The organism is Kitasatospora sp. NPDC059973, assembly GCF_042737525.1.
In the GTDB taxonomy this organism is placed as follows: Bacteria; Actinomycetota; Actinomycetes; order Streptomycetales; family Streptomycetaceae; genus Kitasatospora.
The window spans coordinates 103,491-130,442 of the sequence record NZ_JBHWUI010000004.1; the positions used below are offsets into that span (position 1 = coordinate 103,491).

Sequence of the window (26,952 nt, forward strand, 5' to 3'; positions counted from 1 at the left end):
CCGTACGGAATCCCGTAAGGTAGTGGGGTCGGGCCCCCTGTCACGGTCGCTCCGTAGCGGCCGCTGACCCTCTTCGAGGGCTCGCACCCAGACTTACTACGTCGCAGGTCCCCTGCGCCTGTGCCCCGTGTTCCTCAGGAACACGGGGGACCTGGTGCGGAGAAACCACGGCGAGAGAGGCCTGAGGCCATCATGACCATGACCGACCCCATCGCAGACATGCTCACGCGTCTGCGTAACGCTAACTCGGCGTACCACGACTCCGTGGCGATGCCGGCCAGCAAGATCAAGGCGCACGTCGCCCAGATCCTGCAGCAGGAGGGGTACATCTCCTCCTACAAGGTTGAGGAGCCCGTCGAGGGCGAGGTCGGCAAGAAGCTGACCATCGAGCTCAAGTTCGGTCCCAACCGTGAGCGCTCGATCGCTGGCATCAAGCGGATCAGCAAGCCGGGCCTGCGGGTCTACGCAAAGTCCACCAACCTGCCGAAGGTGCTCGGCGGCCTGGGCGTGGCGATCATCTCCACGTCCTCCGGTCTCCTCACCGACAAGCAGGCAGCCAAGAAGGGCGTAGGCGGAGAAGTTCTCGCCTACGTCTGGTAATTCGGGAAACGGAGGTACAGCAATGTCGCGCATTGGACGGCTGCCCATCCCGGTTCCCGCCGGCGTGGACGTCACCATCGATGGCCAGGCGGTCTCGGTGAAGGGCCCCAAGGGCTCCCTCACCCACCATGTCGCCGCGCCGATCGAGATCGGCAAGGGCGAGGACGGCACGCTGCTCGTCACCCGCCCCAACGACGAGCGTCTGTCGAAGGCCCTGCACGGCCTTTCCCGCACGCTGGTGGCGAACATGATCACCGGCGTGACCGCGGGCTACCGCAAGTCGCTGGAGATCAGCGGTGTTGGCTATCGAGTCCTGGCGAAGGGCTCCAACATGGAGTTCCAGCTCGGCTACAGCCACCCGATCCTGGTCGAGGCCCCGGAGGGCATCACCTTCGTCGTCGAGTCGGCCACCAAGTTCCACGTGGACGGCATCGACAAGCAGAAGGTCGGCGAGGTCGCCGCGAAGATCCGCAAGCTGCGCAAGCCCGACCCGTACAAGGCCAAGGGCGTCAAGTACGCGGGCGAGGTCATCCGCCGCAAGGTCGGAAAGAGTGGTAAGTAAGCGATGAGCGTCTCTGTCAAGATCGGCAAGGGCAACGCCTACAAGAGCGCCGCTCGCAAGCGCCGCGCGATCCGCGTTCGCAAGCGCGTCGTCGGCACCGAGGTGCGTCCGCGCCTCGTTGTGACGCGCTCGAACCGTCACATGGTCGCCCAGGTCATCGACGACGCCAAGGGTCACACCCTGGCGTCGGCGTCCACCCTCGACGTGTCCATCAAGGGCGTCGAGGGCGACAAGACCGAGCTGGCCAAGAAGGTCGGGAGCCTGGTCGCCGAGCGCGCCAAGGCCGCCGGCATCGAGTCGGTCGTCTTCGACCGCGCGGGCAACCGGTACGCAGGCCGCATCGCCGCTCTGGCCGATGCTGCCCGTGAGGCCGGGCTCGACTTCTAAGCCGCTCGTCGGCTCAGTCGACGGACGTAATCGAGAGAGGTAATTCCAATGGCTGGACCCCAGCGCCGCGGTAGCGGCGCCGGCGGCGGCACCGGCGGTGGCGAGCGGCGTGACCGTAAGCGTGACGACCGGGGCAATGCCCCCGCCGTCGAGAAGACCGCTTACGTCGAGCGCGTCGTTGCGATCAACCGTGTCGCCAAGGTTGTCAAGGGTGGTCGTCGTTTCAGCTTCACCGCGCTGGTCGTGGTGGGCGACGGTGACGGCACCGTAGGTGTCGGTTACGGGAAGGCGAAGGAGGTTCCGGCCGCCATCGCCAAGGGTGTTGAGGAGGCCAAGAAGAACTTCTTCAAGGTCCCCCGTATCCAGGGCACCATCCCTCACCCGATCCAGGGCGAGAAGGCTGCCGGCGTCGTGCTCCTGAAGCCGGCTGCCCCCGGTACCGGTGTTATCGCCGGTGGCCCGGTGCGTGCCGTGCTCGAGTGCGCCGGTATCCACGACATCCTGTCGAAGTCGCTCGGCTCCGACAACGCGATCAACATCGTGCACGCCACGGTGGCCGCTCTGAAGGGCCTCGTGCGCCCCGAGGAGATCGCCGCCCGTCGTGGCCTGCCGCTGGAGGACGTGGCTCCCGCCGCTCTGCTGCGGGCTCGTGCTGCAGGGGTGAGTGCCTGATGGCTCGCCTGAAGATCACGCAGACCAAGTCCTACATCGGCAGCAAGCAGAACCACCGCGAGACGCTGCGCTCGCTGGGTCTGAAGCGCATGCACGATGTGGTCGTCAAGGAGGACCGTCCCGAGATCCGCGGGATGGCCCAGACCGTGCGTCACCTCGTCACGGTCGAGGAGGTGGACTGATTATGGGCGACTCGCCGATCAAGGTTCACAACCTGCGTCCCGCCCCGGGTGCCAAGACCGCCAAGACCCGTGTCGGTCGTGGTGAGGGCTCCAAGGGTAAGACCGCCGGTCGTGGTACCAAGGGCACCAAGGCCCGCTACCAGGTTCCGCAGCGCTTCGAGGGTGGCCAGATGCCGCTCCACATGCGCCTGCCGAAGCTGAAGGGCTTCAAGAACCCGTTCAAGATCACGTTCCAGGTTGTCAACCTCGACAAGCTGGCCGAGCTCTACCCGCAGGGTGGCGAGGTCACTGTCGAGGACCTGATCGCCAAGGGCGCGGTTCGCAAGAACTCCCTCGTCAAGGTGCTCGGCACCGGCGAGATCTCGGTCGCGCTGCAGGTGACGGTCGACGCCGTCTCCGGCTCCGCCGCCGAGAAGATCACCGCCGCCGGCGGTACCGTCACCGAGCTCGTCTGAGCCCGCTGACTCCCCACGAGCCCCGCACCTCCTTCACGGAGGTGCGGGGCTCGTGCGTTGTCCCGGTGGTCCGTAGCCGCACTCAAGCGGGTACGGGCCTCGTTCTTTTGTGTGGCAAACCCGGGCATCCCGTACCCCGTGAGTGGGGGAGGGGCCGTACGCGCTTCTTTCGAGCGGCCGCGCACTGTTAGAGTCCGTGGAGTTCCCTTGTAGGCTGCGCGTAGGCTCGCCTGTGCCGTCTGTACGGGGGCCCGAACCGCAAACTCCCCATTCAGGACCGACCCTCCCGCCGACGACGCGCGGGAGGCGCAGGAGGCACCGTGCTCAGTGCGTTCGCGCGGGCGTTCCAGACGCCCGACCTGCGCAAGAAGCTGCTGTTCACGCTGGGCATCATGGTGCTGTTCCGGCTGGGCTCCCACGTCCCGGTACCCGGGGTCAGCTTCCAAGCTGTCAACGAATGTGTGAAGGACACCAAGAGCAGCGGATTGTTCGGGCTCGTCAACCTGTTCAGTGGTGGCGCGCTCCTCCAGCTCACGATCTTCGCGCTCGGCATCATGCCGTACATCACGGCCAGCATCATCCTCCAGCTCCTCACCGTCGTGATCCCGCGGCTCGAGGCGCTGAAGAAGGAGGGGCAGGCCGGTACCGCGAAGATCACCCAGTACACGCGCTACCTGACCATCGCGCTCGCCGTGCTCCAGGGCACCGGCATCGTGGCGACGGCCTCCAGCGGCGCGCTGTTCTCGGGCTGCATCTACGCCAACCAGATCGTGCCGGACCAGTCGGTGTTCCGGATCGCCGTCATGGTGATCACGATGACCGCCGGCACCACGTTCATCATGTGGCTGGGTGAGCTGATCACCGACCGCGGCATCGGCAACGGCATGTCGATCCTCATCTTCACCTCGATCGCCTCGGGCTTCCCGGGCTCGATGTGGGCGATCAAGACCTCCGGCACCATCGGCGGCGGCTGGGTCGAGTTCCTGTCCGTGGTCGCGGTCGGCGTCATCGTTGTGATGCTGGTCATCTTCGTGGAGCAGGCGCAGCGCCGGATCCCGGTGCAGTACGCGAAGCGGATGATCGGGCGCCGCGCCTTCGGCGGCACCTCGACCTACATCCCCCTCAAGGTGAACCAGGCCGGTGTCATCCCGGTCATCTTCGCCTCGTCGCTGCTGTACATCCCCGCCCTGGTGGTCCAGCTGACCAGCAGCCAGGCCGGCTGGGCGACGTGGATCAGGACCAACTTCGTCAAGGGTGACCACCCGGTCTACATGGCCACCTACTTCCTGCTGATCGTCTTCTTCGCCTTCTTCTACGTCGCCATCTCCTTCAACCCCGAAGAAGTTGCCGACAATATGAAGAAGTATGGTGGGTTCATCCCGGGCATCCGGGCCGGCCGGCCGACGGCCGAGTACCTGAACTACGTGCTCACCCGCATCACGTGGCCGGGTTCGCTCTACCTGGGCCTGATCGCGTTGATCCCGATGATCGCCCTGGTGGCCTTCGGGCAGCAGACCAACTTCCCGTTCGGCGGCACCAGCGTTCTCATCGTCGTCGGCGTCGGACTCGAAACTGTGAAGCAGATCGAGAGCCAGCTCCAGCAGCGCAATTACGAAGGGTTCCTCCGCTGATGCGTATCGTCCTCGTCGGACCTCCCGGGGCCGGGAAGGGTACTCAGGCGCACCTGCTCGCCAAGACCCTGTCCATTCCCCACATCTCCACCGGCGACCTGTTCCGCGCCAACATCGGTCAGGGCACCCCGCTGGGGCTCGAGGCCAAGAGCTTCATGGACGCGGGTCGCCTGGTACCGGATGAGGTCACCATCGGGATGGCCAAGGACCGCATGCTCCAGCCCGACGCCGGCAACGGCTTCCTGCTCGACGGCTTCCCGCGCAACCTTGGCCAGGCCAAGGCGCTGGACGAGTTCCTGGCCGAGCAGGGCATCGCGCTGGACGGCGTGCTGGACCTGGAGGTTCCCGAGGACGAGGTCGTCCGCCGGATCGCCGGCCGTCGCCTGTGCCGCAACGACGGGGGTCACGTGTTCCACGTGGACTACAACCCGCCGAAGGCCGAGGGCGTCTGCGACGAGTGCGGCGGTGAGCTGTACCAGCGCTCGGACGACACCGAGGAGAAGGTGCGGACGCGGCTGGAGGTCTACCACACCGAGACCGAGCCGATCATCGACTACTACGCCCAGCAGGGCCTGGTGGCGACGATCCCCGCGCTCGGCAAGGTGGACGAGGTGACCCAGCGCGCGATCGAGGCGCTGAAGCAGGACAACTGACATTACCGAGCGACGCCGTACGGCCGCGCCGCCCCTCGCCGGGGCAGCGCGGCCGTACGGCGTCGTACGGTGGAACGAGTGCACGGCCGCCCGGCAAGGACCGGGCGGGAACCCTAGGAAGGCGTGACCAGATGGTGGAGATCAAGACCCCCGAGCAGATCGCGAAGATGCGAGTGGCCGGGCTGGTCGTCGCCGAGGCGCTCAAGGCCTGCCGGGAGGCGGTCGCTCCGGGGGTGACCACCCAGGAGCTCAACGACATCGCGGACAAGGTCATCACCGACCACGGCGCCACCTCGAACTTCCGCGCCGACCACGGCGGGCTCTGGTTCCCCGGGGTGATCTGCGCCTCGGTGAACAACGAGGTCGTGCACGGCATCCCCGGCGACCGGGTGCTCCAGGAGGGCGACGTCATCTCGATCGACTGCGGCGCCATCGTGGACGGCTGGCACGGCGACGCGGCGATCACCGTGGCGGTCGGCGAGGTGCGCCCCGAGGTGGAGATGCTCAGCCGGGTCACCGAGGGCTCGATGTGGGCCGGCATCGCCCAGATGAAGAAGGGCAACCGCCTGGCGGACGTCTCCAAGGCGATCGAGGGCTTCATCCGGCGCCAGCCGCTCCCGCCGAAGGGCAAGTGGGGCATCACCGAGGGCTACGGCGGCCACGGCATCGGCACCGCGATGCACATGGAGCCGCACGTGCTGAACTACGTCGAGCGGGGGCGCGGCAAGGGCCCCAAGCTGATCCCCGGCACCGTGCTGGCGATCGAGCCGATGGTCTCGCTGGGCACCCCGCACACCACCGTGCTGGAGGACGACTGGACCGTCGTGACCACCGACGGCACCTGGGCCTCGCACTGGGAGCACTCGGTGGCCGTCACCGAGCAGGGCCCGCTGGTCCTGACGGCCTTCGACGGCGGCCGCGCCGAACTCGCGAAGCTGGGCATCACCGCAGCTCCGGACCCCCTCGGGTAGTCGCGGAGGCGGTCAACTACCGCGTCCGACAACGGATCAGAGCCCTGGGGGTTTGGACCTCCAGGGCTTTTGTCCTATTTTTATCGGCTGGCAGTGGCTTCACTGGCTTCAGCGGCTTCGATCAAGCAGGAGAGTGCAGTGCTCAAGGGATTCCGCGACTTCATGATGCGCGGCAACGTGGTCGACATGGCCGTCGGTGTCGTCATCGGTGCGGCCTTCACCGGCGTGGTGACCGGCTTCGTGTCGGCCTTCCTCACCCCGCTGGTCGGCGTGGTGGTCGGTGCCGCGGGCGACTTCAGCTCCTACAAGGCCAACCTGGGCGGGGTCATCTTCCCGTGGGGGCAGTTCCTCAACGTGCTGATCGCGTTCCTCATGACCGCCGCGGTGCTGTACTTCTGCGTCGTGCTGCCGGTGACCAAGGCCACCGCCCGCTACCTGCCGAAGAAGCCGAAGTCCCCGAAGCGCCCCTGCCCCGAGTGCCTGACCGAGATACCGCAGGCCGCGCGCCGCTGCAGCGCCTGCACCGCCCAGGTCGAGCCGCTGGTGGTCAGCCCCGGCCTGTGACGGCCGGACGGGCGGCGCCGGCCGCGCCCGGCGGCCTCGTTTTGGCCCATCGGGCCCACTGGCGTAGGATGGACCGTCGGCTCACTCGTAGCGTGCTCCAGCACGCCCTCTTCCCTCTCGGGGGACGGGGTGGACCCAGGTTCGCACGAGCGTGCCGCATACGGTAGCCGGTCCCGGAAGGTGGATCTCGCAGTTCATGGCTAAGAAGCAAGGCGCCATTGAGATCGAGGGCACCGTGATCGAGTCTCTTCCGAACGCGATGTTCAAGGTCGAGCTGCAGAACGGTCACAAGGTCCTCGCGCACATCAGCGGCAAGATGCGCATGCACTACATCCGCATCCTGCCGGACGACCGGGTCGTGGTGGAGCTCAGCCCCTACGACCTCACGCGCGGCCGGATCGTCTACCGCTACAAGTAAGAACGTCAGATCTAGACCCGGAGAACCTGAAGCATGAAGGTCAAGCCGAGCGTCAAGAAGATCTGCGACAAGTGCAAGGTGATCCGCCGTCACGGCCGGGTCATGGTGATCTGCGACAACCTGCGCCACAAGCAGCGCCAGGGCTGATCAGTTCTCCCCAGCATTTCTCGTAGTACTTCGCGCGACGCGAAAACGTCATAAGCGGGCTACCCGATCCGCCCTTCGCAGGGCGGACTGCCACCCCCGGTCAGAGGCCGGGGCTCCCACACCGTGAGGTGTCGGAGTAGGTAGCACGCAAGACCTCTGAAGAAACACAGGAGCCTTGAATGGCACGCCTCGCCGGCGTTGATCTCCCCCGTGAGAAGCGGATCGAGATCGCCCTTACCTACGTGTACGGCATCGGTCGTACCCGCGCCCAGCAGACCCTGGCCGAGACCGGCGTCAGCCCGGATGTCCGCGTTCGCGACATCTCCGAGGAAGACCTCGTCAAGCTGGGTCAGTACATCGACGCCAACTACACGGTCGAGGGTGACCTCCGCCGTGAGGTGGCCGCCGACATCCGCCGCAAGGTCGAGATCGGCTGCTACGAGGGTCTGCGTCACCGCCGCGGCCTGCCGGTCCGCGGTCAGCGCACCCACACCAACGCGCGTACCCGCAAGGGCCCGCGTCGCGCGATCGCCGGCAAGAAGAAGCCGGGCAAGAAGTAGTCCGTCCCGTCACCGGACATCCCTCCGGCCCGCGGGTCAGCGGACCGACCACCTCAGTAGGAGAACAGACTTATGCCCCCCAAGGGTCGTCAGGCTGCCGGCGCGAAGAAGATCCGCCGCAAGGAAAAGAAGAACGTCGCTCACGGCCACGCGCACATCAAGAGCACGTTCAACAACACCATCGTTTCGATCACCGACCCCGCGGGCAACGTGATCTCCTGGGCCTCCGCCGGCCACGTCGGCTTCAAGGGCTCGCGCAAGTCCACCCCGTTCGCCGCGCAGATGGCCGCCGAGGCCGCTGCCCGTCGCGCGCAGGAGCACGGCATGCGCAAGGTCGACGTCTTCGTCAAGGGTCCGGGCTCCGGCCGTGAGACCGCGATCCGCTCGCTCCAGGCCACCGGCCTGGAGGTGGGCTCGATCCAGGACGTCACCCCCACCCCGCACAACGGCTGCCGTCCGCCGAAGCGCCGCCGCGTCTGACGCAGCGCCTTCGGGCACTGGTGTTCGCTTGACACCGCGTACGGGGTCCCGGTTCGTCCGGGACCCCGTACGCTGGTTCTGTTCGGCATCAAATAGTGGGTGCCGAAGACAACTGGAGGATCTGAAAACATGCTGATCGCTCAGCGTCCCTCGCTGACCGAAGAGGTCGTCGACGAATTCCGCTCGCGGTTCGTGATCGAGCCGCTGGAGCCGGGCTTCGGCTACACCCTCGGCAACTCCCTTCGCCGCACGCTCCTCTCCTCGATCCCCGGTGCCGCTGTCACCAGCATCCGGGTCGACGGCGTCCTGCACGAGTTCACCACCGTGCCGGGCGTCAAGGAGGACGTCACCGACCTCATCCTCAACATCAAGCAGCTGGTCGTCTCCTCGGAGCACGACGAGCCGGTCGTGATGTACCTGCGCAAGCAGGGCCCGGGTGTGGTCACCGCCGCCGACATCGCGCCGCCGGCCGGTGTCGAGGTGCACAACCCCGAGCTGGTCCTCGCCACGCTGAACGGCAAGGGCAAGCTGGAGATGGAGCTGACCGTCGAGCGCGGTCGCGGCTACGTCTCCGCCGTGCAGAACAAGGCTTCCGGCCAGGAGATCGGCCGCATCCCGGTCGACTCGATCTACAGCCCCGTGCTGAAGGTCACCTACAAGGTCGAGGCGACCCGTGTCGAGCAGCGGACCGACTTCGACAAGCTGATCGTCGACGTCGAGACCAAGCCCGCCATGCGCCCGCGTGACGCCATGGCCTCGGCCGGCAAGACCCTGGTGGAGCTGTTCGGTCTCGCCCGCGAGCTGAACATCGACGCTGAGGGCATCGACATGGGGCCGTCCCCCACGGACGCCGCCCTGGCCGCCGACCTGGCGCTGCCGATCGAGGAGCTCGAGCTCACCGTTCGGTCGTACAACTGCCTCAAGCGCGAGGGCATCCACACCGTGGGTGAGCTCGTCGCCCGCTCCGAGGCCGACCTGCTCGACATCCGCAACTTCGGTGCGAAGTCGATCGACGAGGTCAAGGCGAAGCTGGCCGGCATGGGCCTGGCCCTCAAGGACAGCCCGCCCGGGTTCGACCCGACCGCCGCCGCCGACGCCTTCGGCGCCGACGACCTGGACGACGCGGGTTACGCGGAGACCGAGCAGTACTAAGAGTTTGCTGGTGGGGGCGGTTCCCCGGAGCCGCCCCCGTCATCATGAAAGCCGTACGGGCACCGTGCCCGTGCGCCCGCTGCGGTACCTGGTACGGCCGCAGTCGGAGATTCAAGGAGTAATTCCATGCCGCGTCCCACCAAGGGTGCCCGCCTCGGCGGCGGCCCCCACCACGAGCCGCTGCTGCTGGCCGGCCTGTGCCGGGAGCTGTTCCAGTACGGCCGCATCACCACGACCGAGGCCAAGGCCCGTCGGATGCGCCCGCTGGCGGAGAAGCTGATCACCAAGGCGAAGAAGGGCGACATCCACAACCGTCGCCTGGTTCGCAAGACGATCACCGACATCTCCGTGCTGCACACCCTCTTCACCGAGATCGCGCCGCGCTACGAGAACCGCCCGGGTGGCTACACCCGTATCACCAAGATCGGTCCCCGTCGTGGCGACAACGCCCCGATGGCCGTGATCGAGCTGGTCGAGGCGCTGACCGTCGCGCAGACCGCCGTCGGCGAGGCCGAGGGTGCCACCAAGCGCGCCGTCAAGGAGGCCGAGGCCAAGGTCGAGGAGACCAAGGCCGAGGACACCAAGGCCGACGAGGCCGAGGCCGAGCAGGCCTGACGCCTTTGGGTGCAGTGCGGGCCCGCTCTCCCATTCCGTGGGGGAGCGGGCCCGTTCCTTCTGTCTGGAGTGAAGCAGTGATCGACGATTGCGCCGAGCGTCCGCCGGTGAAGGACGGCCCGGCCGACGGGTACGTCCGGGTCCGGCTCGACCTCGCCTACCAGGGCGCGGAGTTCTCCGGCTGGGCCCGCCAGCGCGGTGGCCGCCGCACGGTGCAGGAGGAGATCGAGAGCGCGCTGCAGATCGTCACCCGCAGCACCGAGCTGTACCCGCTGACGGTCGCCGGACGGACCGACGCCGGTGTGCACGCGCGCGGCCAGGTCGCGCACGTCGACCTGCCGGCCGAGCTGTGGGCCGCGCACCGCGAGAAGCTGCTGCGCAGGCTGGCCGGGCGGCTGCCCGGGGACGTCCGGATCTACCGGATCGGCGAGGCGCCGGCCGGCTTCGACGCCCGCTTCTCGGCGATCTGGCGCCGCTACGCCTACCGCGTCGCCGACCACCCCGGCGGGGTGGACCCGCTGCTGCGCGGCCATGTGCTCTGGCACGACCGGCCGCTGGACGTCGAGCGGATGAACGCGGCCGCGGCGCTGCTGCTGGGGGAGCACGACTTCGCCGCGTACTGCAAGAAGCGCGAGGGCGCGACGACCATCCGCACGCTGCTGGAACTGCGCTGGGACCGCGTCCCGGTCGACTCCTACGCCTCGCAGGAGGGCTCGCTGGCGGTCGCCACCGTCCGCGCCGACGCCTTCTGCCACAACATGGTGCGGGCCCTGGTCGGCGCGATGCTGCTGGTCGGCGACGGGCACCGGCCGGTGGAGTTCCCCGGCGAGGTGCTGGCCGGCGGGGTGCGCAACTCCGCGGTCAACGTGATCCGGCCGTACGGGCTGACGCTGGAGGAGGTCGGCTACCCGGCCGACGACCAGCTCGCCGAGCGCAGCCGGCTGGCCCGCCGGATCAGGACGCTGCCGGGGCAGCCGGTGGTCGGCTAATCCGTTTTGGTCCTGGGCCGCGGCTTGGGAGAATCGTCCGCATGGGACACGTCGAGATTTCGCACCTTGAGTACTACCTGCCGGACGGGCGGGTGCTGTTCGACGACGCGTCCTTCCGGGTCGGCGAGGGCTCCGCGGTCGCCCTGGTGGGCGCCAACGGCGCCGGCAAGACCACCCTGCTGCGCATGATCGCGGGCGACCTCCAGCCGCACGGCGGCTCGGTCACGATCAGCGGTGGCCTCGGCGTGATGCGCCAGTTCGTCGGCACCACCGGGCGCGAGGCGAAGCAGGACGACGAGGACCGGCAGGGCCCGGCCCCGCTGGCCGCCGACGCCTCCGTCCGCGACCTGCTGGTCTCGGTGGCCCCCGAGCGGATCGCCGTCGCGGCCCGCGCGGTCGACGCCGCCGAGCTGGCGATGATCGCCCAGGACGACGAGAAGACGCAGATGGCCTACGCCCAGGCGCTCTCCGACTGGGCCGACGTCGGCGGCTACGACTACGAGACCGACTGGGACGTCTGCACCACGGCGGCCCTCGGGATGCCCTTCGACAAGGCCCAGTGGCGCGGGCTGAACACGCTCTCCGGCGGAGAGCAGAAGCGCCTCGTCCTGGAGGCCCTGCTGCGCGGCCCCGAGGAGGTGCTGCTGCTGGACGAGCCGGACAACTACCTGGACGTCCCCGGCAAGCGCTGGCTGGAGGAGGCGATCAAGGCCACCTCCAAGACCGTGCTCTACATCTCGCACGACCGCGAACTGCTCTCCCGTACCGCCGAGAAGATCATCAGCGTCGAGTCCGGCGCGGCCGGCAGCAGCGTCTGGGTGCACGGCGGCGGCTTCGACTCCTTCCACGAGGCCCGCAAGGACCGCTTCGCCCGCTTCGAGGAACTCGGCCGGCGCTGGGACGAGGAGCACGCCAAGCTCAAGAAGCTGGTGGTCACCCTGCGCCAGGCCGCCTCGGTCAGCCACGCGCTGGCCACCCGCTACGCCGCGGCGCAGACCAGGCTGAAGAAGTTCGAGGAGGCGGGCCGCCCGGAGGAGCCGCCCCGCGAGCAGAACATCACCATGCGGCTCAAGGGCGGCCGGACGGGCGTCCGGGCCTTCACCATGGAGCAGCTGGAGCTCACCGGCCTGATGAAGCCGTTCGACCTGGAGGTCTTCTACGGCGAGCGGATCGGCGTGCTGGGCTCCAACGGCTCGGGCAAGTCGCACTTCCTGCGGCTGCTCGCCGGCGACGGGACGGTCGCCCACACCGGTCAGTGGAAGCTCGGCGCCCGTGTCGTGCCGGGCCACTTCCGGCAGACCCACGCCCACCCGGAGCTCTTCGGCCGCACGGTGCGCTCGATCGTCGAGGAGGAGCACGCGCTCAGCCGCGGCGCCGCGATGGGGGCGCTGCGGCGCTACGAGCTGGACCGCCAGGAGGAGCAGAAGTTCGAGTCGCTGTCCGGCGGCCAGCAGGCCCGGCTGATGATCCTCAAGCTCGAACTGGACGGCGTGACGGCGCTGTTGCTGGACGAACCGACCGACAACCTGGACCTGGAGAGCGCCGAGGCGCTGCAGGCCGGCCTGGAGGCCTTCGACGGCACCGTGTTGTGCGTCACGCACGACCGGTGGTTCGCCAAGACCTTCGACCGCTTCCTGGTCTTCGGCGCGGACGGCCGTGTGTACGAGTCCGCGGACCCGGTCTGGGACGTCACCCGGGTCGAGCGCGAGCGCTGACCGGAGCCCCGCCCGGGCGGTGCGGGAGCGCCGATCGGGGGCCGTCCGGGCCGCTTTCCGGCCCGGCCGCCGAGGGGGGATTTTGACCGACCCCGGCGCGCCCGGTAGCCTGGGGGCTTGTTGTGCGTATTGGCTCGCTCTATCTCACGTGAGAGGTCGGTACGCCGGAGATATCAGGTCGACGACCCAGCGGCTCCCCTTGAATTGCGTCCAAGGCGGCCAGGCTGATGCCCTCGACCGGGTGCTCCTGTCAGGACTCACTCACTGAAAAGCAGAGGCTACGACCGTGCGTACGTACAGCCCCAAGCCCGGCGACGTCCAGCGTCAGTGGCACGTCATCGACGCGACCGACGTCGTGCTCGGCCGCCTGGCCTCCCAGGCCGCCAACATCCTCCGGGGTAAGCACAAGGCGATCTACGCGCCGCACGTTGACACCGGTGACTTCGTCATCATCATCAACGCGGACAAGGTGCACCTGTCGGGTAACAAGAAGACCCAGAAGCTGGCGTACCGCCACAGCGGCTTCCCGGGCGGTCTCCGCTCGGTCCGCTACGACGACCTCCTGGCGAACAACCCGGAGAAGGCCGTCGAGAAGGCCATCAAGGGCATGATCCCCAAGAACACCCTGGGTCGCCAGATGCTCTCGAAGCTGAAGGTCTACTCGGGCGACCAGCACCCCCACGCTGCGCAGCAGCCGGTGCCGTTCGAGATCACCCAGGTCGCGCAGTAACTCCGGCCACCTAGCCCCCCAACACTGAAAAGAGCTGAGGAACACCGTGGCCGAGACCACTGAAACCCTTGAGGTCGACTTCGACGAGACCGTCGTCGAGGGCGAGTTCACCTCCGAGGAGAGCTACACCTCCGAGTCGCTGGCCGGCCGCTTCGGCGAGGCCGTCCCCGGCGCCGGCCTTGGCCGCCGCAAGGAGGCGATCGCCCGCGTGCGCATCGTCCCGGGCACCGGCGTCTGGAAGATCAACGGTCGCACCCTGGAGAACTACTTCCCCAACAAGGTGCACCAGCAGACCGTGAACGAGCCCTTCAAGCTGCTGGAGCTGGACGGTCGTTACGACGTCGTCGCCCGCATCTCGGGTGGCGGCACCTCCGGTCAGGCCTACGCGCTGCGCCTCGGCGTGGCCCGCGCCCTGAACGAGGCCGACGTGGACAACAACCGCGCCGCCCTCAAGAAGGCCGGCTTCCTGATGCGTGACGCGCGTGCCGTCGAGCGCAAGAAGGCCGGTCTCAAGAAGGCCCGCAAGGCCCCGCAGTACAGCAAGCGCTAGTCGCGCCCGAGGGGGTGTGTGCCGCCCTGGTGGTGCACACCCCCGGTTGCGCTCTCACGCCCCGGAGTACCCCGTGTACTCCGGGGCGTCGTGCTCCCCGCGCATGGTGCGAAGGCCGGGGATTCGATCGAATGGACTGCCGGGTTTACCTGCCAGCAGCGGTGATGGAGGACGGGACAGTGGGACGACTCTTCGGTACGGACGGCGTACGCGGTGTGGCCAACGTGGGGCTGACGGCGGAGCTCGCGCTCGGGCTGTCCGTCGCGTCGGCGCACGTCCTCGGTGAGGCGGGGGCCTTCGACGGCCACCGGCCGGTCGCGGTGGTCGGCCGCGACCCGCGCGCCTCGGGCGAGTTCCTGGAGGCCGCGGTCATCGCCGGCCTGGCGAGCGCGGGCGTCGACGTGCTGCGGGTCGGCGTGCTGCCCACCCCGGCGGTGGCCTACCTCACCGGCGCCCTCGGCGCCGACTTCGGCGTGATGCTCTCCGCCAGCCACAACGCCATGCCGGACAACGGCATCAAGTTCCTCGCCCGGGGCGGCCACAAGCTGGACGACCGGATCGAGGACGCCATCGAGGCGCACTACCGGGCCCACGCCGTCGGCGGCGAGGAGTGGAAGCGCCCGACCGGCGAGGCCGTCGGCCGGGTCCGCGAGTACACCGAGGGCTTCGACAAGTACGTCGCCCACCTGATCGGCGTGCTGCCCAACCGCCTGGACGGCATCCGGGTCGTCATCGACGGCGCGCACGGCGCGGCCGCCTACGTCGCCCCCGAGGCGTTCGCCCGGGCCGGCGCCGAGGTCGTCCACACCCTGGGGGCGGAGCCCACCGGTCTCAACATCAACGACGGCGTCGGCTCCACCCACCTGGACCGGCTGCAGGCCGCGATGAAGGAGTACCGGGCCGACCTCGGCATCGCGCTCGACGGCGACGCCGACCGCTGCCTGGCCGCCGACGCGGAGGGCAACGAGGTCGACGGCGACCAGATCATCGCGATCCTGGCCGTCGCCATGAAGGAGGCCGGCACCCTGCGCGGCAACACCGCCGTCGCCACCGTGATGTCCAACCTGGGCTTCAAGCTGGCGATGGAGCGCGAGGGCGTCGAGCTGGTGCAGACCGCGGTTGGCGACCGCTACGTGCTGGAGGCGATGAAGGAGCACGGCTTCGCGCTCGGCGGCGAGCAGTCCGGCCACGTCATCCTGCTGGACCACGCCACCACCGGTGACGGCACCCTGACCGGTCTGATGCTGGGCGCCCGGCTGGCCGCCACCAAGCAGCCGCTGGCCGACCTGGCCGCCGTGATGACCCGGCTTCCGCAGCTGCTGATCAACGTCAAGGGCGTGGACAAGAGCCGGGTGAACTCCTGCGTCGAGCTGTCCGCGGCGGTCGCCGAGGCCGAGGCCGAGCTGGGCTCCACCGGCCGGGTGCTGCTGCGCCCCTCGGGCACCGAGCCGCTGGTCCGGGTGATGGTCGAGGCCGCCGACCAGGTGCAGGCCAAGGCCGTCGCCGAGCGGCTGGCCGAGGCCGTCCGCACGTACCTGGGCTGACGCCCGCTCAGCGTGCGAGCAGGGCCCCCGCCGTGACGAACGGCGGGGGCCCTGCGGCGTTCTGTCGGGGCGGCCCGGGTCAGAGCTTGCGCAGCAGCGCGCGGCGGACCTTGTGGTCCTGGCCCTTCTGCAGGACGAGGGTCGCGCGGCCGCGGGTGGGCAGCACGTTCTCCAGCAGGTTCGGCTTGTTGATGGTGCGCCAGACCTGGCGGCCGTACTCCATCGCCTCCTCCTCCGGCACCTCGGTGAAGCGGCGGAAGTAGGAGTTCGGGTCCTGGAAGGCGGTCTGCCGCAGCTTGCGGAAGCGGTCCAGGTACCAGGTCTCGATGTCGTCGGTGCGTGCGTCGACGTAGATGGAGAAGTCGAAGTAGTCGGTGACCGCGAGCCTGGTGCGGCCGTCCGTCCCGGGCAGGGCCGGCTGGAGCACGTTCAGGCCCTCGACGATGAGGATGTCCGGACGCTCCACGGTCAGCCGCTCGCCGGGCACGATGTCGTACACCAGGTGCGAGTACACCGGCGCGGTGACCAGCTCCTTGCCGGCCTTCACGTCCGCCACGAAGCGCATCAGCGCACGGCGGTCGTAGGACTCCGGGAAGCCCTTGCGGGCCATCAGGCCGCGCCTGCGCAGCTCGGCGTTGGGCAGCAGGAACCCGTCGGTGGTGACCAGCTCGACCCGGGGGTGCTCGGGCCAGCGGGCCAGCAGCGCCTGGAGCAGCCGGGCGGTGGTGGACTTGCCGACCGCGACGGAGCCGGCCACGCCGATGATGAACGGCGTGCGGGTGCGTTCGGTGTCCGGCGTGTCCAGGAAGGTGCCCAGCGCGCCCCGCAGGTCGTGGGTGGCGTGGATGTAGAGGTTCAGCAGGCGGGACAGCGGCAGGTAGACGTCACGGACCTCGTCCAGGTCGAGGGCGGTACCGAGACCGCGCAGCCGTTCCACCTCCTCGGCGGTCAGCGGCAGCGGCGTACGCTCGCGCAGCGCGCTCCACTCGGCCCGGCTGAGGTCCACGTAGGGGGACGGCGACGGGCCGGGCGTGGCGGCGCCCCGCGTACAGAGTTCGGTCAGCACATGCTCCATTGTGGGCCGTAGCGGCGTTCACGGTGGCTGTGGTGTCGGTCACGCACGGTGGGGGAAGGGTGCGAATGGGGCGTCCCGGGCGCCCTTATGCTGGCACGCATGTGCGGAATCGTTGGATACGTGGGCTCTCAGCCCGCCCTTGATGTAGTAATCGCAGGCCTGCAGCGACTGGAGTACCGGGGCTACGACTCGGCCGGTGTCGCGGTGCAGGTGCAGGGCTCCGACGGGCAGTGGAGCCTCGCCACCGACAAGCGGGCGGGCAAGCTCGCCAACCTGGAGAAGTCGCTCGCCGAGACCCCTCTTCCCGGCGGCACCACCGGCATCGGCCACACCCGATGGGCCACCCACGGCGGCCCGACGGACGCCAATGCCCACCCCCACCTGGACGACGCCGTCCGGGTGGCCGTGGTCCACAACGGCATCATCGAGAACTTCGCCCAGCTGCGTGCGGAGCTGACCGAGCGCGGCCGCACGCTGCGCTCCGAGACGGACACCGAGGTCGTCGCGCACCTGCTGGCCGAGGTGTACGAGGGCGACCTCGCGGAGGCCATGCGGATCGTCTGCCGCCGGCTGGACGGCGCGTTCACCCTCGTCGCCGTGCACGCCGACGCGCCGGACGTCGTGGTCGGCGCGCGCCGCAACTCGCCGCTGGTGGTCGGGCGCGGCGAGGGCGAGAACTTCCTCGCCTCGGACGTGGCCGCGTTCATCGCCCACACCCGTGAGGCGATCGAGCTCGGTCAGGACCAGGTCGTCGAGCTGCGCCGGGACGGCGTCACGGTGACCGACTTCGACGGCAACCCGGCCGAGGTGCGCGAGTACCACGTCGACTGGGACGCCTCGGCCGCCGAGAAGGGCGGCTACGACTACTTCATGCTCAAGGAGATCGCCGAGCAGCCGAAGGCCGTCGCCGACACCCTCCTCGGCCGGATCGGCACCGACGGCCGGCTCACCCTCGACGAGCTGCGGATCTCCGACGCGGACCTGCGCTCGGTGGACAAGGTCGTCATCGTCGCCTGTGGCACGGCCTTCCACGCCGGCATGATCGCCAAGTACGCGATCGAGCACTGGACCCGCATCCCCTGCGAGGTCGAGGTGGCCTCGGAGTTCCGCTACCGCGACCCGATCATGGGCCCGGGCACGCTGGTCATCGCGATCTCGCAGTCCGGCGAGACCATGGACACCCTGATGGCGCTGCGGCACGCGCGCGAGCAGGGCGCCAAGGTGCTGGCGATCTGCAACACCAACGGCTCGACCATCCCGCGCGAGTCGGACGCGGTGCTCTACACGCACGCCGGCCCGGAGGTGGCGGTCGCCTCCACCAAGGCGTTCCTGACTCAGCTGGTCGCCTGCTACCTGGTCGCGCTCTACCTGGGCCAGGTGCGCGGCACCAAGTGGGGCGACGAGATCTCCGCGGTCATCAAGGAGCTCGGCGACGCGCCCAAGCAGGTCGAGCAGGTGCTCCAGACCATGGAGCCGGTCCGCGAGCTGGCGCGTTCGCTGGCCGACGCCAAGTCCGTGCTGTTCCTCGGCCGGCACGTCGGCTTCCCGGTGGCCCTGGAGGGCGCGCTCAAGCTCAAGGAACTGGCGTACATGCACGCCGAGGGCTTCGCGGCGGGCGAGCTGAAGCACGGGCCGATCGCGCTGATCGAGGAGGGGCTGCCGGTCGTGGTGGTCGTGCCGTCGCCGCGCGGGCGGTCGATCCTGCACGACAAGATCGTCTCCAACATCCAGGAGATCCGGGCCCGCGGTGCGCGCACCATCGTCATCGCGGAGGAGGGCGACGAGGCGGTCGTCCCGTACGCGGACCACCTGATCCGCATCCCCGTGACGCCGACCCTGCTGCAGCCGCTGGTCTCCACCGTGCCGCTGCAGGTCTTCGCCTGCGAGCTGGCCACGGCCAAGGGCCACGAGGTCGACCAGCCGCGCAACCTGGCGAAGTCGGTCACCGTCGAGTAGCCGATCGCCGTTCTGACTCGGGTGGTGCCCCTGCGGTGGCTGCGTCCTACCGCAGGGGCACCGTGTCGAGCGGCGGGGGGAACGGGGCGGGTCGATCAGCTTCGCTGGACGGGACCTCGTCGCGGTCGCGGTGGCTGCCGCGGTCGGCCGGCCCTTGACCGGGTCGGGCGACGTCACCGCGAAGACCATGAGGACGCCGGACGCCGGACGCCGGACGCCGGACGCCGGGAGCCGGAGCCTCCGGCCGGGAGCCGGCGCTCGATCTCGGGAAGTGCCGCGACCGGACTGATGGTGCCGCCGGGGGTGAACCGTCCGGTCGGCGCGGTCGGGCCCCGCGCGATGGGGCCACGCTCGATTGGCCACGCCCCGCGCGATCGGGCCCCGCGCGATCGGGCCCTGGTGGCCCGGAAGGTCGAACTCGATCGCGGCCTCGTGCGCTCCGTCCGGCGTGGTGTCAGGACGATGTCGCCCCCGATCGGCACGGCTCTGAAGCCGGCGGTGTTTCCGGCCCCAGGAACGCCTGGAGGACTTCCCCGGGCCCGGCGGGGCGCTCGACCGCCGGCGTGGCGACCCCGGCCCTTCTCCTTACTGCCTCTCCTTGCTTCCGCCGGCCCTCGTGGGCGACACGGTAGGTGTTCGCGAAGCGGGGGAGCACCGTGGTGGGTGGGTCTGCGGGGGGCCGAACGCGGCGTCGGCTCGTGGCAGGTGTCGCTCTGCCACGACGCGGGCGTAGCGTCGGCGGTAGTCGTTGCCGAGGGTCAGCCGAGGGTTAGGGGCTTGCGCATGCGCCGTGCTCACCGTGTCGAACAGGTCCGGGCCGCCGAGGCCGAACTGATGGCCCGGCTGCCCGAGGGCACCCTGATGCAACGGGCCGCCGCCGGTCTCGCCGCCACCTGCGCGCGACTGCTGACGCGCCGTCGCGGCCGGGTGTACGGGAGCCGGGTGGTGGTGCTCGCGGGCAGCGGGGACAACGGGGGTGACGCGCTGTACGCCGGCGCGGCACTGGCCCGGCGGGGCGCGCGGGTGACGGCGGTACTGCTCGCGCCCGAGCGCGCGCACGCGGACGGGCTGGCCGCGCTGCGGGCCGCGCGCGGGCAGGTCGTACGGGAGCGGGAAGTCGGCCTGGCCGAGTTCTCGCGCGCGGACCTGGTGCTGGACGGCATCGTCGGCATCGGCGGCCGGGGCGGGCTGCGCCCGGAGGCGGAGCTGTACGCATGGGCGGCGCGTCGGGGTGTGGTGGTCGCGGTGGACGTGCCCAGCGGTGTGGACGCCGACACCGGTGAGGTGGCGGGAGTGGCGCTGCGGGCGGACGTCACGGTCTGTTTCGGCACCCACAAGCCCGGGCTGTTGATCGATCCAGGAGCCTCCTACGCCGGTGCGGTGCAGCTGGTGGAGATCGGGTTGGAGCTGCCGACGGCCGACGTGGAGGCCCTGCAGCACGCCGAGGTGGCGGCGCTGCTGCCGGTCCCGGGAGCGGAGAGCGACAAGTACCGGCGCGGCGTCGTCGGGGTGGCGGCCGGCTCGGCGACGTATCCGGGGGCCGCGCTGCTGGCGGTCGCCGGGGCACTGCGCGGTGGCGCGGGGGCGGTGCGGTACGTCGGCACGGCGGCCGAGGAGGTGGTGCGACGGTTCCCCGAGGTGCTGGTCACCGAGGGCGGACCGGCCGGGGCCGGGCGGGTGCAGGCCTGGGTGGTCGGCCCGGGCGGCGGGGACGGAGCCCGGCAGACGCTCGGCGAGGCGCTGGCGAGCGACGTGCCCGTGCTGGTGGACGCGGACGGGCTCACCGAACTGGGCCGACTCGGCCCGCAGGCCCTGACCGGGCGGACGGCGCCCACGCTGCTCACCCCGCACACCGGTGAGGCGGCCCGGCTGCTGGCGGGGGCGGGGGCTGCGGGCACCGCACCGCCGCCGGCCGACGACCTGGCCGCCGCCCGGCTGACCACCGCGCGCCGACTCGCCGCCGCGTACCGGGCGACGGTGCTGCTGAAGGGCTCCACCACGGTGATCGCGGACCCGGGAGGCGCGGTGCGGGTCAACCCGACCGGCACCCCGTGGCTGGCGACGGCCGGGAGCGGCGACGTCCTCGCCGGCCTGGCCGGCTCCCTGCTGGCGGCCGGCCTGTCCGCGCTGGACGCGGCATCGGTGGCGGCGTACCTCCACGGCCTGGCCGGCCGCCGCGCAGCGGGGTTGGCGGGGGGAGCGGGCGCGGGTTTGGCGGCGGGTGTTGGTGTGGCGAGCGACGAGGGGGCGCTGGGCGTGCCGGGCGCCCCGGTCACCGCGTTGCAGGTGGCGGGCGCCCTGTCGGCGGTCTGGCGCGATGTGCGGTCGTCCGCGGGGGGCGATGGGGCCGTGGGGGCTGGCGAGGAATAGGTTGACCGGTCTACATAGAGGGTGGATTGCGTGGGCTCGCCTCGCCCGGAGCGGAGTGGGAAGTCGGCCGGGCCGACTTCTCGTGCAGGGGCAGCGGAGTGTGACTGAAGATGTAGACCGGTCTACATATTTGGTTGCCGGATGCCTGTGAGCCTCTGAAGAGCGGAGGCCGGAGTGGGAAGTCGGACAGGTCGACTTCCCACTCCGGCGTTTGGTCCTGGGGGGCGGGGTCGGCCTCAGAAGGTAGACCGGTCTACATATTTGCCCGTGGTGATTCGCTCGGTAGTGAGTGCGGGGGCGGGCGGCGACCGCCGGGGGAGTGAGAAGTCGGCCTGGCCGACTTCCTGTGCGGTGAATTGAAGGACGTGGACTGAAAAGGTAGACCGGTCTACATATTCCTGCCCCGGGCAACGGGCCCGGCTGAAGCACGGCGGAGCCCGGAGGGACTGGGCGGAGAAGAGCGGGAGCAGGAAGTCGGCCTGGCCGACTTCCTGCTCCCACGCCGGCACGGGTCCCGCCGCCCCGGCGGCGCCCGCGCCCCGGTGCTGCGGGTTGCGGGTGCCGCGGGTGCCGCGGGTGCTCCGGCCTCGGTGGGAACCGGTGGTGCTTCGGGGGCGTCGGGGACGAGGTGGCGGGGTGTAGGGGCGGGTCGGCAGGTGGGGGCCGGGCCGCCGCGCCGACGGGCCGTTCGGCGAGGACCATGAGACGTCTGGGAGACTGACCCTGATGACAACTGCGAACACGACCGGCACGGCCACTCTCACCGACGGCGTACGGGCTGAGGCGACCATCGATCTGGCCGCCCTGCGCGGCAACCTCGCCGCGTTGCGCGAGCGCGTCGGCGCCGCCACGGTGATGGCCACGGTCAAGGCGGACGCCTACGGCCACGGCGCGGTCCGCTGTGCCCGCGAGGCGGTCGCCGCAGGCATCGGCTGGCTCGGCACCGCCCTCCCGCAGGAGGCGCTGGCTCTGCGCGCCGCCGGGATCCGCCCCGACCAGGCCCGCATCCTCTGCTGGCTCTGGACGCCGGGCGGCCCCTGGCGCGAGGCGCTGCTCGCCGACATCGATGTCTCCGTCAGCGCCCAGTGGGCGCTGGACGAGCTGCTCGCCGCCGTCCGCGCGACCGGTGTCCCGGCCCGGGTGCACCTGAAGGCCGACACCGGCCTCGGCCGCAACGGCTGCCAGCCGCACGACTGGCCGGAGCTGGTCGGCGCGGCGCGCCGCGCCGAGGCCGAGGGCCTGCTCACGGTGGTCGGCGTCTGGTCGCACTTCGCGGCCGCGGACGAGCCCGGCCACCCCTCCATCCAGGCCCAGCTGGACGCGTTCCGCGAGGCGCTCGCGTACGCGGAGGCGGCCGGGCTGCGCCCCGCGGTGCGGCACCTCGCCAACTCCCCGGCCACCCTGCTGCTCCCGCAGTCGCACTACGACCTGGTCCGTACCGGCCTGGCGATGTACGGGCTCTCGCCCGTCCCGGAGGTCGGCTCGCCGGCCGACTTCGGGCTGCGCCCGGTGATGGCGCTGACCGCCCGGCTGGCCCTGGTCAAGCACGTGCCCGGCGGGCACGGCGTCAGTTACGGCCACCACTACACCACGCCCGGCCCGACCACCCTGGGTCTGGTGCCGGTGGGCTACAGCGACGGCATCCCCCGGCACGCCAGCGGCACCGGCCCGGTGCAGATCGCGGGCAAGTGGCGCACGGTGGCCGGTCGGGTGGCGATGGACCAGTTCGTCGTCGACCTCGGCGGCGACACCCCCGCGGTCGGCGACGAGGTGCTGCTGTTCGGCAACGGCGAGCAGGGCGAGCCGACCGCCGAGGACTGGGGCCGGGCCTGCGGCACCATCTCCTACGAGATCGTGACCCGGATCGGCGCCCGGGTGCCGCGCCGCTACCTGGGCGCGACCACCGAGGCCCCGACGGCCGACGTCCCGGCCGCCGAGGGCGTGCCGACCGAGGGCGTGCCGACCGGGGGCGCGGCGACCGAGGGCGCGAGCGTATGAGCGAGGAGGCCGGCTCCGGTCCGGTCGCGGCGGTGGCCAAGGCGGCCGGTGCGGCCTCCGGGGTGAGCCGGGCCGGTCTGATCGGGATCTCGGTCGGCGTGGTCGCGGCCGGCGCGGCCGCCGGTGTGGCGATCGAGCGGCTGACCGTCGGCCGGGCCACCCGCCGCCGGGCCCGCGCGGAGCTGGACGCCAACGCCCCGTACGGCTCGCTCCGCGGGCGCCCGTGCACGGTGACCGCCGCCGACGGCACCGAGCTGTACGTCGAGCTGGACGGCACCGGCTGGCCCGAGCCCGTCAGCGTCCGGCCCGAGGAGCACGCGGAAGAGCACCCCGCAGAGCCGGACCACGACAAGGCCGTCGCAGCCCCGGGCCCAGGCCCAGCCCCCGGTACCAGTGCCGCCGCCCGCCGCGGCTGGTTCGTCCGCCGCCGGACGGACGGCCCCGGCACCGCTACCGGCTCCGGCTCCGGCGCCGGCGACGGACCGGTCGACCGGAGCGGGCTGCCCGGTCTGCTGGGCGGCTCCGGCGCGCTGGTGCGGGCCGGCCGGCGCTCGGGCCTCGGCCCCGCCGCCGCCGTCGGGCGGCGCGAACCGCTGACCGTGGTGTTCTGCCACGGCTACTGCCTCAACCAGGACAGCTGGCACTTCCAGCGGGCCGCGCTGCGCGAGGGCATGCGCCTGGTCTTCTGGGACCAGCGCAGCCACGGCCGGTCCGAGCGCTCCCGCTCGTTCCTGGCCGGTGAACTCGCGAGCATCGACCAGCTGGGCGGGGACCTCAAGGCGGTGATCGACGCCGTCGCGCCGACCGGCCCGCTGGTCCTGGTCGGCCACTCGATGGGTGGGATGACGGTGATGGCGCTCGCCGACCAGGAGCCGGCGCTGTTCCGGGAACGGGTCGCCGGCGTCGCGCTGATCGGCACGCTGGCGGGGGACTGGGAGGCCGTGACGCTCGGTCTGCCGGCGGTCGGCGCCAAGCTGTTCAAGAAGGTCGCACCCGGGGTGATGAAGCTGCTCGGCCGCCAGGTCGAGCTGGTCGAGGCGACCCGGCGGCTCGGCGCGGACGTCAGCGCCGTCTTCTACCGGAAGTTCTCCTTCGGGGGGAAGGACGTCGACCCGGGCGTGGTGCGGTTCGCCGAACAGTTGCTCGACGCCACGCCGATCGACGTGGTGGCCGAGTTCTACCCGGTGTTCGGCGCGCACGAGAAGACCGCCGCGCTGGCGGCCCTGCGGGGCATCCCCACCCTGGTGCTCGCCGGCACCAAGGACCTGCTGACCCCGCCCGCGCACAGCGAGGCGATGGCCGAGCAGCTGCCCGGGGCCGAGCTGCTCCTGGTGGAGGACGCCGGGCACCTGGTGATGCTGGAGCGCCCGGACCTCGTCGACCAGCGGCTGGTCGCGCTGCTCAAACAGGCGGTCGACTACCGCGGCGCGGCGCCGCTGCCCTCCTCGGTGGGCGAGACGCCGTAGCGGCCCGGGCCACCGGCGCACGCCCGGCCGGGGATGTGGCACCGTAGCGGAGGCGCCCGGCGGTCGGTGCGCCGCAGTACGGATCGAAGGGCTTGAATCGCGCATGGGCTCGCACGCCACTCTCACCGTCGCCACTCCCGAGCGGATGGGCCGACTCGGCCGGGAGCTGGCCGCGCTGCTGCGGCCGGGGGACCTGGTGCTGCTCTCGGGGGAGCTGGGGGCCGGGAAGACCACGCTCACCCGGGGCCTGGGGGAGGGCCTCCAGGTGCGCGGGGCGGTCACCTCGCCGACCTTCGTGATCGCCCGGGTGCACCCGTCGCTGGTCGGCGGCCCGGCGCTGGTGCACGTGGACGCGTACCGGCTGGGCGGGGACCTGGACGAGATGGAGGACCTCGACCTGGACGTCTCGCTGCCGGAGTCGGTGGTCGTGGTCGAGTGGGGCGAGGGCAAGGTCGAACGGCTCGCCGAGAGCCGGCTGGAGGTCCGGATCGAGCGCGCCATCGGCGCCGAGGCGGACGACGACGACCTGGACCCGCGCCGGGTGCTGCTGAACGGGATCGGGTCGCGCTGGACCGGGGTGGAGCTGGCCGCGCTGGCCTGAGCCGACGAGCGCCGGCGGGCACGGACGGCGCCGACGGCCGACACAAGTGAATACCCACGGGCACGGGCCGACGCCGACGGTTGCCGACAGACTGTCGGCAAAGTGTTGCGGGCGGGGTGCCGGGCGTGATGGGATGGGTGTCGCGGTTAGGTCTGCCTAACTAGGGAGGCGCCATGTCGAGCACCACCCCCGCCCCGGAGCGCGCGCCGCGCGGTACCGGGGCCGGAGAGCCCGCCCGCAGCGTCCAGGGCGCACCGATGCGGGCCCTGCTGGCCGCGTGTGCGGCCGCGGAGGCGGTCTCCACTCCGCCGGAGCGCCGGGAGAGCGCGGCACCGGCCGAACCGGTGGCCGACACGCCCCGCGCGGCCTGACACTCGACACCCGCCCCGAACCGGGCACCGCACCCGAGCCGAATAGCGCCTCGGGCCCGCCGCCCGCCCGGCGTGCGGGGCGCGCGTCCTCAGGCGATCACGACGACCTTGGTGCCGCTCGGCGCGAAGTCCCAGAGCAGCTGCCCCTCCGCCCGACCGCTGCGGATCCCGCCGGTCTTGGTCTTCGGGTCGGCGGCGGGGGTGGCGCCGTCCACGGCCGCGCTGAAGCCGAACACCACGCCGTTCTGCTGGGCGAAGCGCACCACGTGCTCGATCTGCCGGCCGTCCGTGCCCGTGCTGGTGGCGGCCCGGCTGTACACCGGGTAGCTGCCGGGGGTCGGCTCCACCGATCCCGGGGTGACCGCGAAGGAGGCCACCACCTGCGGGTTCTTCTTGGGGTCGACCAGCCAGACGTAGTGGCTGCCGGCCGAGTAGACGACCCGCAGACCGGCCCCCGAGGTGGTCGGGAGCGCGGGGACGGTCGGGGTGGCCGAGGCGGTCGGGGTGGCCGACGCGGACGGCCCGCCGGACGAGGCGGTGGTGCTCGCGGTCGGCCCGGTGGCGCCTGCGCGGTCCTGTGCGCCGTTGGCCTGGAAGGCCAGCAGGCTCACCACCGCCAGGGCCCCCAGGGTCAGCCCCGTGACCACCACTCCAGGACCCATCTTCGCCACGTGTCGCTCCCACCGCCGTCCCAAAACCCGTCGGCCCCATCGTGCCAGGTCCGCTCGTTCCCGCCCGCACCCCGTAGGACGTGTGTTCCGAACCAGGACACCTTGTCGATCGGGCGGACCAGGACCGGAGGCGGTCCACGGCTCCGACCGGTCTAACCTTGACCCGTGCTGCTGCTCGCGTTCGACACCGCTACCCCTGCTGTCACCGCCGCCGTCCACGACGGCACGGCCGTCCTCGCCGAGACCGACCAGGTCGACGCCAGGCGCCACGGTGAACTGCTCCTCCCCGCCATCGACCGGGTGCTGCGGGAGGCCGATGTCGACAAGCACCGGCTGACCGGCATCGCGGTGGGCGTCGGCCCCGGCCCCTACACGGGCCTGCGGGTCGGCCTGGTGACCGCCGCCGCGCTCGGCCACGCGCTGGGCGTCCCGGTGCACGGCGTCTGCACCCTGGACGCGATCGCCCACCGGGCGCGCGCCGAGGGCCTCGCCGGGCAGCCGTTCACGGTGGCCACCGACGCGCGCCGCAAGGAGGTCTACTGGGCCTCGTACGACGCGGACGGCCGGCGCACCGAGGGCCCCGCCGTGGACCGCCCGGCCGAGCTGACGCCGCGGCCGCGGGCCGTCGGCGCCGGCGCGCTGCTGTACCCGGAGGCCTTCCCCGGCGCGCACGGGCCCGAGCACGTCTCGGCGGGCGCGCTGGCCGACTTCGCCGCCGCCGAGCTGGCCGCCGGGCGGGAGCTGCTGCCCAACGTGCCGCTCTACCTGCGCCGCCCGGACGCCCAGGTGCCCGCCGGCTACAAGGCGGTGCTCCCGGCGTGACCGGCCCGAACGGCGTGACCGGCCCGAACGGCGCGCACGGCCCGA

30 protein-coding genes are annotated in these 26,952 nt (G+C 71.1%); 28 read left to right on the forward strand and 2 right to left on the reverse strand.

Annotated features, from left to right (window positions below):
• Window positions 1-192 precede the first annotated feature (192 nt).
• The 21 genes from rpsH to glmM all read left to right on the forward strand — a co-directional run bounded on the left by rpsH (window position 193) and on the right by glmM (window position 15,577).
• Window positions 193-600, forward strand: a complete 408-nt coding sequence (gene rpsH / locus ACFWA9_RS02195) for a 30S ribosomal protein S8 (protein ID WP_031063036.1) — start codon at window positions 193-195, stop codon at window positions 598-600.
• Window positions 601-622: 22 nt separating this feature from the next.
• Window positions 623-1,162, forward strand: coding sequence for a 50S ribosomal protein L6 (gene rplF, locus ACFWA9_RS02200; protein ID WP_329488120.1), 540 nt, complete (start codon window positions 623-625; stop codon window positions 1,160-1,162).
• A 3-nt stretch (window positions 1,163-1,165) separates the two neighbouring features.
• The gene (rplR, locus tag ACFWA9_RS02205) at window positions 1,166-1,549 is read left to right on the forward strand and encodes a 50S ribosomal protein L18 (RefSeq protein ID WP_209414075.1); all 384 of its coding nucleotides are present in this window, start codon (window positions 1,166-1,168) and stop codon (window positions 1,547-1,549) included.
• A gap of 48 nt (window positions 1,550-1,597) precedes the next feature.
• A complete protein-coding gene (gene rpsE / locus ACFWA9_RS02210) occupies window positions 1,598-2,221 on the forward strand; it encodes a 30S ribosomal protein S5 (protein ID WP_030055834.1) in 624 nt (207 codons plus the stop codon).
• Complete coding sequence (rpmD, locus tag ACFWA9_RS02215; protein ID WP_030300409.1) at window positions 2,221-2,403, forward strand: 50S ribosomal protein L30; 183 nt, start codon at window positions 2,221-2,223, stop codon at window positions 2,401-2,403. Before rpsE ends, rpmD begins: the two co-directional genes overlap by 1 nt.
• Before the next feature lie 2 nt (window positions 2,404-2,405).
• A complete protein-coding gene (gene rplO, locus ACFWA9_RS02220; protein ID WP_380382401.1) occupies window positions 2,406-2,858 on the forward strand; it encodes a 50S ribosomal protein L15 in 453 nt (150 codons plus the stop codon).
• Between the two features lie 320 nt (window positions 2,859-3,178).
• Window positions 3,179-4,489, forward strand: a complete 1,311-nt coding sequence (gene secY / locus ACFWA9_RS02225) for a preprotein translocase subunit SecY (protein ID WP_380382403.1) — start codon at window positions 3,179-3,181, stop codon at window positions 4,487-4,489.
• Window positions 4,489-5,142, forward strand: coding sequence for an adenylate kinase (locus tag ACFWA9_RS02230; RefSeq protein WP_329488117.1), 654 nt, complete (start codon window positions 4,489-4,491; stop codon window positions 5,140-5,142). Before secY ends, ACFWA9_RS02230 begins: the two co-directional genes overlap by 1 nt.
• Before the next feature lie 131 nt (window positions 5,143-5,273).
• Window positions 5,274-6,113, forward strand: coding sequence for a type I methionyl aminopeptidase (gene map / locus ACFWA9_RS02235; RefSeq protein WP_329488116.1), 840 nt, complete (start codon window positions 5,274-5,276; stop codon window positions 6,111-6,113).
• Between the two features lie 138 nt (window positions 6,114-6,251).
• Window positions 6,252-6,677, forward strand: coding sequence for a large conductance mechanosensitive channel protein MscL (gene mscL / locus ACFWA9_RS02240; RefSeq protein ID WP_380382406.1), 426 nt, complete (start codon window positions 6,252-6,254; stop codon window positions 6,675-6,677).
• A gap of 196 nt (window positions 6,678-6,873) precedes the next feature.
• Window positions 6,874-7,095, forward strand: a complete 222-nt coding sequence (gene infA / locus ACFWA9_RS02245; RefSeq protein ID WP_003956442.1) for a translation initiation factor IF-1 — start codon at window positions 6,874-6,876, stop codon at window positions 7,093-7,095.
• Window positions 7,096-7,128: 33 nt separating this feature from the next.
• Window positions 7,129-7,242, forward strand: a complete 114-nt coding sequence (rpmJ, locus tag ACFWA9_RS02250; protein ID WP_003956441.1) for a 50S ribosomal protein L36 — start codon at window positions 7,129-7,131, stop codon at window positions 7,240-7,242.
• A 179-nt stretch (window positions 7,243-7,421) separates the two neighbouring features.
• Window positions 7,422-7,802 carry a 30S ribosomal protein S13 gene (gene rpsM, locus ACFWA9_RS02255; RefSeq protein ID WP_329488114.1) on the forward strand — a complete coding sequence of 127 codons (381 nt, stop codon included), beginning with the start codon at window positions 7,422-7,424 and terminating at the stop codon, window positions 7,800-7,802.
• Window positions 7,803-7,874: 72 nt separating this feature from the next.
• Window positions 7,875-8,282, forward strand: a complete 408-nt coding sequence (rpsK, locus tag ACFWA9_RS02260; RefSeq protein WP_030232513.1) for a 30S ribosomal protein S11 — start codon at window positions 7,875-7,877, stop codon at window positions 8,280-8,282.
• Between the two features lie 129 nt (window positions 8,283-8,411).
• Complete coding sequence (locus ACFWA9_RS02265; RefSeq protein ID WP_030232516.1) at window positions 8,412-9,434, forward strand: DNA-directed RNA polymerase subunit alpha; 1,023 nt, start codon at window positions 8,412-8,414, stop codon at window positions 9,432-9,434.
• 126 nt (window positions 9,435-9,560) lie between these two features.
• The gene (gene rplQ / locus ACFWA9_RS02270; protein WP_352286372.1) at window positions 9,561-10,049 is read left to right on the forward strand and encodes a 50S ribosomal protein L17; all 489 of its coding nucleotides are present in this window, start codon (window positions 9,561-9,563) and stop codon (window positions 10,047-10,049) included.
• 77 nt (window positions 10,050-10,126) lie between these two features.
• Window positions 10,127-11,038 (forward strand): tRNA pseudouridine(38-40) synthase TruA, encoded by a 912-nt coding sequence (gene truA, locus ACFWA9_RS02275; protein WP_329488110.1) that lies wholly within the window; start codon window positions 10,127-10,129, stop codon window positions 11,036-11,038.
• A 41-nt stretch (window positions 11,039-11,079) separates the two neighbouring features.
• Complete coding sequence (locus ACFWA9_RS02280) at window positions 11,080-12,753, forward strand: ATP-binding cassette domain-containing protein (RefSeq protein ID WP_329488108.1); 1,674 nt, start codon at window positions 11,080-11,082, stop codon at window positions 12,751-12,753.
• 286 nt (window positions 12,754-13,039) lie between these two features.
• Window positions 13,040-13,483: a 50S ribosomal protein L13 gene (rplM, locus tag ACFWA9_RS02285; protein WP_329488106.1), complete on the forward strand. Its 444-nt coding sequence runs from the start codon at window positions 13,040-13,042 to the stop codon at window positions 13,481-13,483.
• A 46-nt stretch (window positions 13,484-13,529) separates the two neighbouring features.
• Window positions 13,530-14,033 (forward strand): 30S ribosomal protein S9, encoded by a 504-nt coding sequence (gene rpsI, locus ACFWA9_RS02290; protein WP_329488104.1) that lies wholly within the window; start codon window positions 13,530-13,532, stop codon window positions 14,031-14,033.
• Between the two features lie 179 nt (window positions 14,034-14,212).
• The gene (gene glmM / locus ACFWA9_RS02295; protein ID WP_352286376.1) at window positions 14,213-15,577 is read left to right on the forward strand and encodes a phosphoglucosamine mutase; all 1,365 of its coding nucleotides are present in this window, start codon (window positions 14,213-14,215) and stop codon (window positions 15,575-15,577) included.
• A 79-nt stretch (window positions 15,578-15,656) separates the two neighbouring features.
• Here the strand turns inward: glmM and coaA are convergent, their stop codons facing one another.
• Window positions 15,657-16,652, reverse strand: coding sequence for a type I pantothenate kinase (coaA, locus tag ACFWA9_RS02300; protein ID WP_380382410.1), 996 nt, complete (start codon window positions 16,650-16,652; stop codon window positions 15,657-15,659).
• Window positions 16,653-16,751: 99 nt separating this feature from the next.
• Here coaA and glmS point away from each other — a divergent pair, with 99 nt between their 5' ends.
• The 6 genes from glmS (at window position 16,752) to ACFWA9_RS02330 (ending at window position 25,414) form a co-directional block, all read left to right on the forward strand.
• The gene (gene glmS / locus ACFWA9_RS02305) at window positions 16,752-18,608 is read left to right on the forward strand and encodes a glutamine--fructose-6-phosphate transaminase (isomerizing) (RefSeq protein ID WP_329488100.1); all 1,857 of its coding nucleotides are present in this window, start codon (window positions 16,752-16,754) and stop codon (window positions 18,606-18,608) included.
• A 783-nt stretch (window positions 18,609-19,391) separates the two neighbouring features.
• The gene (locus ACFWA9_RS02310; RefSeq protein ID WP_380382412.1) at window positions 19,392-20,978 is read left to right on the forward strand and encodes an NAD(P)H-hydrate dehydratase; all 1,587 of its coding nucleotides are present in this window, start codon (window positions 19,392-19,394) and stop codon (window positions 20,976-20,978) included.
• Window positions 20,979-21,704: 726 nt separating this feature from the next.
• Entirely contained in the window at window positions 21,705-22,976 is a 1,272-nt protein-coding gene (gene alr / locus ACFWA9_RS02315) for an alanine racemase (RefSeq protein ID WP_380382414.1), read from the forward strand.
• Window positions 22,973-24,442, forward strand: coding sequence for an alpha/beta fold hydrolase (locus ACFWA9_RS02320; RefSeq protein ID WP_380382416.1), 1,470 nt, complete (start codon window positions 22,973-22,975; stop codon window positions 24,440-24,442). The genes alr and ACFWA9_RS02320 overlap by 4 nt, the downstream gene beginning before the upstream one ends.
• A gap of 103 nt (window positions 24,443-24,545) precedes the next feature.
• Window positions 24,546-25,043, forward strand: coding sequence for a tRNA (adenosine(37)-N6)-threonylcarbamoyltransferase complex ATPase subunit type 1 TsaE (gene tsaE, locus ACFWA9_RS02325; RefSeq protein WP_352291294.1), 498 nt, complete (start codon window positions 24,546-24,548; stop codon window positions 25,041-25,043).
• Window positions 25,044-25,216: 173 nt separating this feature from the next.
• Window positions 25,217-25,414 carry a hypothetical protein gene (locus tag ACFWA9_RS02330; protein WP_380382418.1) on the forward strand — a complete coding sequence of 66 codons (198 nt, stop codon included), beginning with the start codon at window positions 25,217-25,219 and terminating at the stop codon, window positions 25,412-25,414.
• 89 nt (window positions 25,415-25,503) lie between these two features.
• Here the strand turns inward: ACFWA9_RS02330 and ACFWA9_RS02335 are convergent, their stop codons facing one another.
• The gene (locus ACFWA9_RS02335; RefSeq protein ID WP_329492136.1) at window positions 25,504-26,076 is read right to left on the reverse strand and encodes a hypothetical protein; all 573 of its coding nucleotides are present in this window, start codon (window positions 26,074-26,076) and stop codon (window positions 25,504-25,506) included.
• 174 nt (window positions 26,077-26,250) lie between these two features.
• Between ACFWA9_RS02335 and tsaB the strand changes: the two genes are divergently transcribed.
• On the forward strand, window positions 26,251-26,907 hold the full coding sequence (gene tsaB / locus ACFWA9_RS02340; protein WP_380382420.1) for a tRNA (adenosine(37)-N6)-threonylcarbamoyltransferase complex dimerization subunit type 1 TsaB: 657 nt from the start codon (window positions 26,251-26,253) through the stop codon (window positions 26,905-26,907).
• The last annotated feature ends 45 nt before the right edge of the window (window positions 26,908-26,952 follow it).